Source organism: Mesorhizobium sp. WSM4828 (genome assembly GCF_055811175.1).
Genome location: NZ_JBVVQK010000032.1, coordinates 51,148 through 62,829 on the forward strand (window position 1 = coordinate 51,148; position 11,682 = coordinate 62,829).

The 11,682-nt window shown below is 60.0% G+C and carries 13 protein-coding genes and 1 pseudogene; 7 read left to right on the forward strand and 7 right to left on the reverse strand.

Features of this window, described 5'->3' with window-relative positions; translation table 11 throughout:
• Positions 1–196: 196 nt before the first annotated feature.
• A pseudogene (locus tag AC0L2X_RS27330) lies at positions 197–370 on the forward strand (methyltransferase domain-containing protein); the annotation flags it as partial.
• Entirely contained in the window at positions 291–527 is a 237-nt protein-coding gene (locus AC0L2X_RS27335) for a class I SAM-dependent methyltransferase (RefSeq protein WP_473562085.1), read from the forward strand. The pseudogene AC0L2X_RS27330 and the gene AC0L2X_RS27335, both read left to right, overlap by 80 nt.
• Positions 528–1,540: 1,013 nt before the next feature.
• On the opposite strand, the gene AC0L2X_RS27340 is transcribed toward AC0L2X_RS27335, so the two are convergent.
• On the reverse strand, positions 1,541–2,983 hold the full coding sequence (locus AC0L2X_RS27340; protein WP_473600687.1) for a LuxR C-terminal-related transcriptional regulator: 1,443 nt from the start codon (positions 2,981–2,983) through the stop codon (positions 1,541–1,543).
• Between the two features lie 183 nt (positions 2,984–3,166).
• On the opposite strand from AC0L2X_RS27340, the gene AC0L2X_RS27345 reads away from it, so the two are divergent.
• Positions 3,167–3,547, forward strand: coding sequence for a hypothetical protein (locus tag AC0L2X_RS27345; protein WP_473562071.1), 381 nt, complete (start codon positions 3,167–3,169; stop codon positions 3,545–3,547).
• A gap of 322 nt (positions 3,548–3,869) precedes the next feature.
• Here the strand turns inward: AC0L2X_RS27345 and AC0L2X_RS27350 are convergent, their stop codons facing one another.
• The 3 genes from AC0L2X_RS27350 to AC0L2X_RS27360 all read right to left on the reverse strand — a co-directional run bounded on the left by AC0L2X_RS27350 (position 3,870) and on the right by AC0L2X_RS27360 (position 5,632).
• Entirely contained in the window at positions 3,870–4,478 is a 609-nt protein-coding gene (locus AC0L2X_RS27350) for an RES family NAD+ phosphorylase (RefSeq protein WP_473562070.1), read from the reverse strand.
• Positions 4,479–5,159, reverse strand: coding sequence for an XRE family transcriptional regulator (locus AC0L2X_RS27355; RefSeq protein WP_473562069.1), 681 nt, complete (start codon positions 5,157–5,159; stop codon positions 4,479–4,481).
• 77 nt (positions 5,160–5,236) lie between these two features.
• The gene (locus AC0L2X_RS27360; RefSeq protein WP_473562068.1) at positions 5,237–5,632 is read right to left on the reverse strand and encodes a hypothetical protein; all 396 of its coding nucleotides are present in this window, start codon (positions 5,630–5,632) and stop codon (positions 5,237–5,239) included.
• A 442-nt stretch (positions 5,633–6,074) separates the two neighbouring features.
• On the opposite strand from AC0L2X_RS27360, the gene AC0L2X_RS27365 reads away from it, so the two are divergent.
• A complete protein-coding gene (locus AC0L2X_RS27365; protein ID WP_473562084.1) occupies positions 6,075–6,332 on the forward strand; it encodes a pyocin activator PrtN family protein in 258 nt (85 codons plus the stop codon).
• Between the two features lie 866 nt (positions 6,333–7,198).
• Here AC0L2X_RS27365 and AC0L2X_RS27370 read toward each other — a convergent pair.
• The gene (locus AC0L2X_RS27370; RefSeq protein WP_473562067.1) at positions 7,199–8,101 is read right to left on the reverse strand and encodes an ArdC family protein; all 903 of its coding nucleotides are present in this window, start codon (positions 8,099–8,101) and stop codon (positions 7,199–7,201) included.
• A gap of 696 nt (positions 8,102–8,797) precedes the next feature.
• Here AC0L2X_RS27370 and AC0L2X_RS27375 point away from each other — a divergent pair.
• Both AC0L2X_RS27375 and AC0L2X_RS27380 read left to right on the forward strand, forming a co-directional pair.
• Complete coding sequence (locus AC0L2X_RS27375; RefSeq protein ID WP_352864891.1) at positions 8,798–9,295, forward strand: hypothetical protein; 498 nt, start codon at positions 8,798–8,800, stop codon at positions 9,293–9,295.
• Between the two features lie 241 nt (positions 9,296–9,536).
• Positions 9,537–9,680: a hypothetical protein gene (locus AC0L2X_RS27380; protein WP_473600688.1), complete on the forward strand. Its 144-nt coding sequence runs from the start codon at positions 9,537–9,539 to the stop codon at positions 9,678–9,680.
• 271 nt (positions 9,681–9,951) lie between these two features.
• Here AC0L2X_RS27380 and AC0L2X_RS27385 read toward each other — a convergent pair whose 3' ends face one another.
• Positions 9,952–10,278, reverse strand: coding sequence for a hypothetical protein (locus tag AC0L2X_RS27385; protein ID WP_473600690.1), 327 nt, complete (start codon positions 10,276–10,278; stop codon positions 9,952–9,954).
• A gap of 74 nt (positions 10,279–10,352) precedes the next feature.
• On the opposite strand from AC0L2X_RS27385, the gene AC0L2X_RS27390 reads away from it, so the two are divergent.
• A complete protein-coding gene (locus tag AC0L2X_RS27390) occupies positions 10,353–11,024 on the forward strand; it encodes a Crp/Fnr family transcriptional regulator (protein WP_473562065.1) in 672 nt (223 codons plus the stop codon).
• A 460-nt stretch (positions 11,025–11,484) separates the two neighbouring features.
• Here AC0L2X_RS27390 and AC0L2X_RS27395 read toward each other — a convergent pair.
• A partial coding sequence (locus AC0L2X_RS27395; protein ID WP_473600689.1) for an SEC-C metal-binding domain-containing protein occupies positions 11,485–11,682 on the reverse strand: 198 nt, incomplete at its 5' end.

Consider the following 11,682-nt stretch of genomic DNA (forward strand, 5'->3'; position numbering starts at 1 on the left):
GTAGACGTCTCGTTAGGGGGGTGAGCCGACCGTCCAGGTGATCTGCTCTGTATCCTTGTTTTCATCGCCGAGCGGCTCGTTGTGCGGGAGGGACGCCATGGCCCAGCAGGAGCAGTAGCAGCTGGAAGGCAGCGCTGCGGAACTCTACGAGCGCTACCTGGTCCCGGCAATCACAGCCCTATGGGCTGCCGACCTTTTGGATCGTGCTGCGCCTCAATCTGGTGAACGGATTCTGGACGTAGCTTGCGGCACCGGCGTGGTGGCACGCTCGGCGGCCGAGCGTATGGGAAATGGGCAGGTCGTCGGCCTCGACATCAACACGGGGATGCTTGCCGTTGCTCGCGCGCTCCCGAGAGGCGCTGGACCGCTCATCGACTGGCACGAGGGAAGCGCGCTGGAAATGCCGTTCCCTGACTCCACCTTTGATTTTGGTTCTTTACCAGCTCGGACTGCAGTTTTTTCCGGACCGATCGAGTGCGCTACGTGAGATGTTCCGGGTTCTGGTGCCGGACGGCCGACTGGTCTAAAGCGTTTTCAGCGCCATCGAGCACACTCCCGCGGCCAAGGCGTTGGCGGATGCCTTGGATCGACACCTCGGTCCGGGCGCTTCGGCAACGAAACGGTCCGAGCATTCACTCGCCGATGCGGACGAGCTTTACCGATTGGTGGCCGGGGCGGGATTTCGTCAGGTGACCATCCACACGACGACGCAGAACATCCGGTTCCCCTCGTCAAAGCAATATGTGCGATTACAGCTGGCAGCGACTCCGCAGGCTGGGCTGATCAGCGGAATGGAGGCCGGACATCGGGCCGCAGTCATCGCAGCGATCACGGCGGATCTAAGTTCTTCGCTGGCAATCTATTCAACTGGAGGGGAGCTGATATTCCCCCAAGAGGCTCACGTCGTGCTCGCACGCAAATAGCGCAGCTGACGTGGCGCTATTTGGCGCCGTGAGAAAGCGTCGCCCACCCTTGATCCGCTACGACCGGGCCTCGCAGGCTTCCGTTTTCCGCGTGCGAGGGCATCGACCGGCTCGGCATCGGCTTTGGCAGGAGTAGTAATCGAGCCAACTTACGCCAATGTTTCAGCTCGCCACTTCTCGACAGAAGGGCTGTCGATTTGTGGTCATTGTCCTATTCTCAACATCACCTTGCGCCCGTCGGAAAGGGTTCCCGTTCCTGTGCCGGCTGGGGGTTGTCTGCTGGTCAGCGAGAACACGAACCGGGATGAGAGTTGCCCGCAAACGATCGTTCCTTGTCCATGCGAGAACGTGAGATTGACGGTAGCCGTCCCTCGGCATTCGACCCCGGTATTGGTCTGTCCGCTAATAGTTCCGCGCCGTGTAATGCTGTTGACGGAAGCCGTCCCGGAAAAGGAGAGCGTCCCATCCACAGTCTGGCCAGAGACTGGTGCGGTGATGGTGAGCGGACTTTGCGCCTGCGCGTAGCCGACAGCGTCTACGACACAATAGGCAATCAACATTGTCGCTAAGATTCGCTTGGTCGCGCCGAGGACTCCGCAGTGGTATCTCAATTGAAGCTAGGCCAGCCCCGCGCGGCGGGCGCCCTCCCGGATCGCGGCAATAGCGGGAGGATTGGTGACTGGATAGGAGGCGATAAACCCTTCGGCCGAAATGTTTGCAAATTCTCTCGCCAACCGGTTGGTAATCTTCATTGCCTGAGGTGCTTCGCCGAGCATGGCGTGCGCCATGGCCTGGAACAGCAGCGTTGCAGGCGAGTCCGGCGGAGCTTGGCTGAACGCGGTCAGGCACTCCCTGTGGAGGCCAACAACGAAGCTCGATCGGCCCAGCATGCTATAGTACCAGGAAACATGCGGATTGAGACGGATCGCGCGCTTCGCCAGTTCATATCCTTCCTGCGGGTCGCCCGTCACGAATGCCTTTCCTCCGGCAAGCAAGGCGAGGGTATCGGCATCGTGCGGGGCGGCCGCTAACGCAAGATCATGTTCTCTTGCTGTGGCATCGAGATCGCCCTGCAAGGCTCGAAGCTCGGCCAGACATATGCGCGCATGGGTATCACCCGCGTCGAGCGCCAAAGCTCGTTCGAGGCAGAGTTTCCAGCGCTCCTTTGCGGCGGAAGGGTCATTGGTAAACGCATTGATGGCGGCGACGGCGTGCGCCAGCCCCAAGACTGTCCAGGCTCTGGCTAGACCAGGGTCGAGTTCGATGGCACGCGTCAAAAGCCGCACCGCTTCCGCATTCGAAGCGTGCGTGTACAAATTGTGCTGCTCGACGCCGAGCAGATAGTAGTCATAGGCACGCAGGCTGGCGGGGTGTTTTCGCCGGACAACATCGCGTCGAAGTTTTGCGAGCTTGCCGCAACAGCTAGCAAGGACATTGACGACGTTTTCGGTGACCATGTCCTGCATCGCAAACAGGTCTTCCGCTGATCGATCATAGCGGGCTGTCCACAAATCGACTCCAGTGCGCGCGTCGACGAGTTGGACGCAGATCCGCAGCTGCTGCGCTGCCGCCTGCAAAGTTCCCTCAAGTAGGTAATCCGCCTTCAGTTCCCGCCCGATGGAACGCACGTCATCGCGCCGTCCCTTGTACGAGAGCATGGTCTGGCGGGCGATAACCGCAAGGTCGGGGTAGCGAGCGAGATCGACCATGATGTCCGCCGACAGGCCATCGGCCAAGCGGTTCCATGGCTCGTCCACGCTCAGATTGTCGAAAGGGAGAACCGCAACGACTGTTGGCCCAGAGTCCTCTACCGAAAAGCCACCGGATGGTGCACCGCCGGTGTCTTGCCCGCGTTGGTCGGCAAGCAAGGTTGCAAGCGCCACTTTGCTTCGAATATCGAGTTTCCGATAGATGGCCGACAGATGGGTCCGAACGGTAGTCGGCGCTATGAAGAGCGTCTCGCCGATTTCACGGTAGGTCATCCCCTCGGCGAATTTTGCAGCGACCACCCGCTCCCGGTCCGACAGACTGGTCAGAGGATTGTTCACGGCGCGAAGCATCGCTTCAAGTCTCCGATCCGCTACGAGTTGTGGCCGACCCGGCACGGCAAAATACTACAGATGCGATCTCGAAAACACTGCATTTGCACGATCCCATCCGACCGCCAGCAATTCTAGGGTTCCTGTCGAAGGGTTTCGTCGGGTCGCAGAACCCCCGATCCATTCTGGAAACAGGAGGTCTCCATGACGAAGTCATCTATCTTTGCCGCAATGCTGATGCTGTCTTTGTCGGCTGGACCATGCTTGTCCGAAGGCACGCAATCTGGTGGCAAGCTGATTTCCGAAGATGCTATGAGAGCCGTTAGCGCCGAATTGTATTCCGACATTCTCATCCGAGCGTGCAGAAGCGGATGGCGCTACCCTCGGAGTCAAATCGAGAACGGCTTCAAACGGCATCTCAGGGAGCTGAAATTGCAACTGGTCGATCAGGGTTACATGATCGTGCCTGGTGTGAAAGCGAACAACTCGCCCCGGAGTCTCTTCACAATGGCATTTGTCGCCAAGCGCCAATCTGTCGCCTCGCGCCAGTTCGGCTGTTCCCGCCAATACTGGCTCGACGAGTGACCGTTCTGGATCGCGCAACCGGGACAGCATACCAGCCAAGTATTGTGGTCAACTTGCCTCCTAGTCTGGTCGTTTCGGCTCGGTCGCCCCCTTGAGTTCCAAGCTAGATGTTCGGTCTAGGATCTGACGAATGTCTGGAATCGGTCAGGGGCGCGAATTCGGCGAAGGGCGAACGAGGGTCCGCCTGGGGTCGTGAGCTGAATGGCTGCATTGCCAACTGGATGCTCGAAAGCTGCCGATCTGCTGTCGGCCCCAATTCCGGTCGTTTAATGCCACCCGATCCGACAGCCCCTTGTCATGCCACACGACCGGGCCAAAGGCACTACACCAAACCGACTTTGAAATCCCCGAGAACCTGGGCCAATCCCGGCGCGCCGAGGAGCGTCACAACGCGCTTCGCCTGTAGCTTTCCTATCGAACGATCGTAGATGGCGAGATCGGTCGCGCCGTTCAGGCGCGAGGGGTAAATGATTCCATCAGGCTGAGACGGGTGCTCGTGAAACGCCACCGACCACCAGCGCGCCAAGTTCTGGCGCTGTGCCCGAACGACGTCGGTGGGAACACCCATCCTGACCGCATTGTCGCCCCTGAGGTCGACAAGGCGAAGGTCTGCAGTGGTGGTGATCTCCGCATAGCGCCGTAGGGTCAGTTCCACCTCCTCTATCGGGAGGTCGTCGAATAGTCCTTCGCGCCGATCTCGGAGCACGGTCTCGAGGAAGCACACCTTCAGAGAGTCGCCGAGGTAGAGAACGCCAAAACGGTTGGCAGCAACACGACGCCGCGGATCGCTGAAACGGCTCGTCGACTTCCCGTATCCGAGGGGATCAGGATAGGTGCTCCAGTAGATCCGACCAAATGTCCGCCCCGGCGGTATGGTCTCGATTTCGAGCTTTGCGCGCCCGAAATCGGGTGGAGGTGAAACGCCAGGCATTCAGTCGAAATCGCCCCTGGCCATGCCTTCTGCCACTGCCAACACCGCGGCGTTGTCACCCTGCTGGAGAGCTCGAAGGCCGGTCCGCCCATCAAGCGCGCTGTGGCGCGACACCAGAAATCGGTACACCGCCCACGCATTGCCCAACATGGCATGGAGCGCCGGCAATGCCCCAAACGGACGGCCGTCCTTGTCGAGCTGCCAGACGGGAAAGCGGAAGCCGCGCTTGGCGCCATCGACCCCGAGCACCTGGCCATTCTGCCGCTTGGCGTTGACCGTCACCCGCGACGTGCCGATCAGCTTGGCAAAGGCGTCCGCGCTCAGCATGTCCTCGCCGGCGACAATTTCGGCAACACGCTTGAGACCACGTTCGCGCGCCTCGGCGAGCGCTGCCTCAAGTTCAGCGTCGGGCTTGCCCGTGTCCTCGACGGGAAAGGCATCTGAGGCGCTCGGCTGTTCCTCGACCGGCGTGATCGTCTGCGCGCCGGCCGCCGGGTCGACCTCTACCCGGAACGACACGCGATGGCCGATCTTGCGGCTGCGTGCGATGGCCTCCTGATAGCGTTCGAGCAACGCCTTCTTGAAATCGGCCTGTGCCGGCAACTTTGTGGTAAAACTCAGGGCGGCGACTCCCGCATGGGATGCGGTCCCGCTATGATTGCTGCGTTTTGGAGCGGCCATGATGACAACCTCTTGCTGTCACCAATATGGTTACAGATCGTAAGTTCGTCAAGTTCGATAATTTCGTAAAGATGGTATTATCCCCCCTCCCCTTCCCGGCTTTTTTGTCCCGCCGCAGGCGTAGCGCCGTCCCGACGGGTCAGGGCCAAAAAACCGTCGCGACTGAGCGCCCAGTCCGGCCTCTGCACAAAAATGCGCCGACGGGTACGCAGGACCGCGTGCGCGCGGGTGAGTTCGTGGGTTGTGGTGCGAATGTCCATGTGGGCGTCGTGCAGGACGAGGTCTTCGAGGTGGACGAGCTCGCCCTCGAGCCAGAGCGCGGCGGCTGGGTCGACGAAGTGCTGGCGCTCGACAAAACCGTCGCGGACGGGAGAACGAGCCAGCCGCTCGTCAAGGCGGGCCAAAACCTCGGTGGCGCGGGAAACCGGTCCGATTAGGATTTCCAGGGGCAGTTTGTCGAGCGTGTAAGCCATTGTTTTCATGATGGCCGATTCGCGTTATTCAAGCTATCCGGCAGTTAAGTTGACTTGCAGGGGATTTTCTCTGGCGTCTTTCTCACTATCGATAGTTACCTCTTATCGATACTTAGAGATTACACCCATACAACACGATTGCTATTGCGTCGTTGCTTTCCCGCCGAGCCCGTCAACAACGCGAGTGCGTTTCGATCATAGCCTTTGGGATACTCGTTCCGCAGTATGTGCTCAAATGGGGAGCCAGCTGGCGCTTCACCCGCAGCAACGAAGTAGGTAACGCGGATGTGGCGAAAGGCGGTAGCGCTCTACTGACTCGACGCCTGACCATTTATTAGGTCGTACCAACCCTTTCGCACGCCCTCCCCCTGCCCGGCCGTGACGGAAGGTTGAACCAGTCGGGCGGCTTGCTAGGCTCCAGACTGGAGGTGGTAGCCCCGGCATAAACACGGCACTGCTTTTGATGGCTCAGTATGGTGGTAAGGCCATTAACCCGATCGATGACGTCTGCCGAGACTATTTCTCCCACCTGACGCCGCCGAAATTGACTCGAGAGATTTCCATGGGGGAAATTACCCTTCCGCTCATGCAGATCGAGGACAGCCAGAAGTCAGAAGCGTGCCAAGGGCCATCGAATGCGATGTCGATCCTGAATTTTTTGACTGTACCCTCGACCAATTCTGCCGATGCTTTCTGCTGAACGGCAGGAACAACGAAATGCCGTCGCCAAATCCTAAATGCCTTTTTGCGGACGTTCGAGAACTGCCCTGCACGGCGAAAACGGCAGGTTGGCATAGGAACCCGACCTTTGTCCGTGACCGCACCGCCCGTCTTGCGGCACTGCGCCGCGATAGCCTTCTACGAGGCGCGTTCGCGGTAGCGGGCTTCGATGGTTTCAGCTGCCCTTGAGCCCGCTTCTGACATAGCCGGCAATGACTCTGCTCGCGAATTCTCCAGGCACGAGGCCCGGTGCCGGATCGGCATGAATGCCGAGCAAGCTTGCGATAGCCGGTTTGGCTCAAGAACGGCTTGTCCAGATCGACAGCGTGGGCGGCGAAGCCGGCCAGAACCCGAGGCTGCTGCCGATGCCGAAGATTGCGTTCAGATCGATGCGCACGCGCATGCCCTCGTGAATTCGCCGGTCTGTCCCTAGCGCGAGCAGGCCGGCAATCAGCCTCAGGCACTTTCGAAGCCTAAGCCGCCTGCCGGGCCGCGCTAAACCTGGCCGCGCCCGCTCACCAGCGGGCGTGGCGAAATCCCGGTTTTTCCCGCGAGGCGCCCGCGGCGCCGAACGCCCGCCCAAATCCCGCGCCCGCCGGTGTCGCCGGCGGGCGCGGAAAAATTTCTCGCATCGCTCATCGCTGGCGATCCTGCATCAGCACAAGCAGGCCTCCCTGATAGCGCCGTGCGGCGCTTCGCTCCGCTTCCGGGCTGGTCCTGCTTCAGGTCAAAGAGCGGGCCGCTCGGGCTGGGCAGCCTTCCATGCGTCAAGCTGTTATCGCCGCATATCGAGGATGACGCGCCAGCTATAGGTGCGTCCCCCGATGATGATGGTCTCGGGCGGCTTCATTCCGCGGCCTCCAGCAAGCGGGCTTCTTCCTGCAAGCCGTGAAGAAAATCCGCGGCGCGCTGCGCGTGGCTGGCTGCGGTGAAGATCGCCCGCTTGTCGTTCTTAAGCACTTTCAGCCATGAGCCGATATAGGCGGCATGGTCGGGCCGCGTTTCGGGCGTCAGGTCGAGATCGGCGGACAGGAAGGCCGAAGCAAGTTCAGCAACGAGTTCTTCCATCGCGTAGCCTTCATCGCCCCAGCGCTTGCGGCCAAAATCCCGCTCCAGTCGCGAGGGGTGGCGCGTCCAGTGCGTGCACTCGTGCGCCAGCGTTGCGTAATAGCTTTCGGCATTGCGGAAGGTCTCGAACGGCGGCATCTGCACATGGTCGCTGCCCATGCTGTAATAGGCCTGATTGCCGCCGTGGCGGATATCGGCGCGCAGCCCGGCGAAGAAAGTTTCTGCGTGCTCGATGCGTGCTACCGGATCGAGGCGCTGTTCCGCCCGGGCATAGAATTGCGCCGGTAGGCCTTCGATCTGCTCGACATTAAAGACAGTGTAGCCCTTCATAAACGGGATATCCCGCTCCTGCTCCTCGCCGGTCGCTTCGTCCTTCTGTGTCCTGCGGATACGGTCGGCATAAACGACAAGATTGCCCTTCTCGCCCTTGCGGACATGTGCGCTCATCTCCTGCGCTTGTTTGAAGGTCATCCAGATCGGCGCGGCAAAGCCCTGCGCCATGGCTGCCGACCACAGCATGATGACGTTGATACCCTGATAGGGCACGCCGTTATGGCGCAAGGGCCGCGAAATCCGCCCCGCGGCGTGCTCCACGTTCCACGGCTTCAGCCACGGGCGCACGCCCTTCTCCAGCTCATCAACAATCGTCGCCGTAACTCTCTCATAAACATCTGCTGTCATTGGTCTTTCCTCCTAGCTTTACGGTTGCGCAGCAGCTGCTGCTGCAACCGGACTAGGCCCCGCGCCAATGAGCGGGTGGAATGCGGTCAAGGCTGAAAATCAAAGGGTGGTGCGGCCCGCAGCGGAGTGAGGACCAGGCCTTTGATTTTCACGCGAATAGCGCCCGGCCTTGACGGCAGGGGGCGGCAGCCCCGGATCAAAAGAGAAAAGGTTATACGGGCCTGTGGCCCGTTCAGGTCACGGCCCGAAAGGCGTGCTTGCGCGAGGGATGGAAGCCGGATGGCCGAAATCCCGGCGTAGCCTGGCGAAGCCGGAGTTCGGTTTACGAGAGCCCGGTCCTGCGTAGCTTCAGCGTAGCAGTACGCGCCCGGAATCCGACCCCGTTTTCAGGTTCGGTCGCTGTTCCGGTTTGCCGCGCCCCATGCGCCTTCCCTGAGGCCATGCGAGGTCACTGCGTACGGGAAAGCTGGCGTTGGTGTAGCTGAAGAAGTGCGGCGCGATCGGGGGAAGTTTAAGATAACTGCCAAGGCCGGCGGGCGCCGGCGATGTCCATTGCGGTTCCTTCGCGGTTTAGTCGAGATAGGATGAGCGCGATTTCGGCGACCAGAGTAGTGTGCAAGCCTACGACGTGAGGAACCAATCTGCGTCAACCCAGTTCCGGGCGGCACAGACTGCTTAGACAGGATGGGAATCACAATGAAACTGGAAGATGAAGTCCGACACAGCTCCGAAGATATTGACGACGCGGTGCTCGGCGATGTTGTCCTGGCCTTGCACCGGCGGGTGGAAGTCAACCACGGCTTCGACATCCCATACATTGCAGGCTACAGCAAAGACGGAGGCACGATTTACATCGACCGGCATCTGCCACGAACAATCCCTTGGAAAGGCCGTACGGTGCGGCTCGCACCATTTTTGCTGACGCATGAGGTCGTGGAAAAGGCCCTTCTGGACAAGCTTGGGCTTCATTACCTTCATGCGCATCAAATAGCAGTTCGCGCTGAACGCGATGCCGTCAAAGCCGCCGGCGTTTCGTGGAAAACGTACCAATCGTTGATGAAACGGAACGAAAAACCAATTGATGAAGAGAAGCTTAGCAAGGTACCGGCAGACCTTGATGTGACGCCCTACCGAGAGCTTAAGGACTTCGCTACTCTGGAGCGCCTCATTAATGCTAATACGGCGGGTGAGTAACTTCCGGCACACTATGCGAAATTCAGACGGATGCCCGTCTTCCTTTCGAGTAAGCGGTTATAAGATTCCGATGCTGAAAGGCTGTCTCCAGACGCTGCTTAGAGGTCGGTTTGAATCGCCCTGATCTGCCCCGGAACTGTCATCCAGCGTCGACCAGAGCCTCGGTAGTTTCTGTTAGCCGTGGGGCCGGGAAGAACCGACGGAGGCGCGAAGCCTTCAATAGACGAGCGGAGGCGTTGGAATGCGGCGCCGGTTACACGTCTTCTTCCCAAAGGGGATCTCGGCCGAGGCTTGGCCACCGCCGGCGGCCAACCGTTTCGGGATCGAGGCCGAAGCGATCCTGGTGCGCTCGATCATCGTGCCGGCCGCGCCTGCCTCCCCATGACGGATGGCGCGGCTTCGCAAAGCGCACATGATTTCGTCACGTGAGATGCCGACGTCGCCAAGAACGTCATCGGGTAAACGGCTCAACTGGTCCGTTGCCGACAGGAGAGCTTTTCGCTCGGCGCGGAGGCGTAACCACCTGCGAAATGGACCAATGGCGGCAGCATGAATTATAACCATGATCAGATCGTCCCTTCATTGATCTGAATTGACCGGTACGGAACGGCGCGAACGGCACTCCGGGCGAGAGCGTCAGCCGTCCGCGAGGCAAATTAGACGTAGTGGTCGATGGATTGGTTTTGCCGCGGCGTGCCCATACGGCGGGCGGTGGCTGGCCCCGGGCCACGCATGTAATAAAGCTCCGGGCGGTAGCGCGGCGCGACGAATTTGCGAAACCCCGCAGCAAGTTTTGTGACGGGAGCCAAGAATTTCATGACTGTTCCCTTTCCCTTCGCCGGCTTGCACACGAGCCGGCGGGCCTGACGTGCAACAAAGATATGACAGTCGAACAGGCTCGGCTGTGGGAATTCCCACACCGGGGAAAACATTGGCGAAATCCGCCCCCAGTTTGCATCCCGGAAAGCGGGGCCTGCGGCCATAAAATTTCCTTGGATAGGGAGTAAGGTGAAGTTCACTTGATTGAACAAGGACCCTTGATTGAACAAGGACCGTTGTGACAGGCTCTCTGGCCTTCATCTCAAGACTTTGCGATGCCGACCTCGCCGCGCTGACCAAACGGTGGCACGAGCGCAGCTATCGACACAACGAGCTAATCATTTCCCACGGCGACACTGGTCGCGATGTCTTCTTCCTGCTGGAAGGACGGGCTCGCGTGACACTGGTTTCAGCGGACGGCAGGGAGATAGCGTATCGCGATGTCGAACCGGGTGACATTTTCGGGGAGCTCGGAGGCATTGACGGGATTGCACGCTCTGCCAGCGTAGTCGCGCTGGAGGCAACCCGCGCTGCACGGCTGTCCGGCACAGCATTCCGGGATATCGTGATGACCCACCCGACTTTTGCCTGGATGCTGCTTGAGCATCTGTCTGCCCAGCTCCGGCGGATGACCGAGCGGGTATTCGAATACAGCACTCTGGTCGTGCGAAAACGGCTGATCGTCGAGCTCCTGCATCGGGCGGAGAAAGCCGCACTCGTGGACGGCGAGGTCTCCATAAGCCCGGCACCGACGCATTCCGAGCTGGCGGCAACGATGAGCACGCACAGGGAAGCGGTCTCGCGCGAAATGAGCGACCTCGCCAAGAGAGGCCTGATCGAAAAGCGCGGCAGCAGGTTATTGCTGCATGACGTCTCGGCACTACGGGCGCTGGTCGACAAGGCCAAGTGAAATTGGGAAAGCTGGATTTCAGGCCCTCGAGATAGCCACGGATGACGTCGATGCCGGAGGATTGTTCATTCAGCTTGTCACCATAGTCCTGCGAAACAATGTCGGCGAGCTGGGTCAGATCACCGGAATTGAACATATCGAAATAGCGGCGGACGATGGCTTTGTTGGCATCAGAATCGGACATGGGCTGCTGTACCCGGTTCCATTCGCTGGCAGGCTGCATCGTCGGCAGTGACCGTGCTGAGCCGTCTGTGACTCGAAGAGTCGAGTAGATGAACGAGCGCTGGCCATGCCGAGATGGCGGTCACTTGGAGGGCGGTAGGTCTGGAAGGTTTGGCTTTTGTCTCGCTGGCCGAGAGGGACTTCATGCACGAGCGCAGCAACGGTTCAGGTGGAAAGCGTTTGGTCGTTGCCAAGACCATCGGCGACTTCTGAAATAGCGAGCGGGCGTGCTGGTCCTTCAGGGGCTAATTCCCCGAGGGCCCCGGCGTAGCTGAATCTGGCGGGTACCGCAGCATTTCTTGAACTTCATACCTGAACCGCAAGGACATTGATCATTGCCGCCGCGTTGTAGCCGGCCTACCAGGGGCAGCAGCGCTGCGGAAGGCAGGAGCGCTGCCGCAAGGGCAGCCAACTTGGCCGAGATTCCCGGTACGAC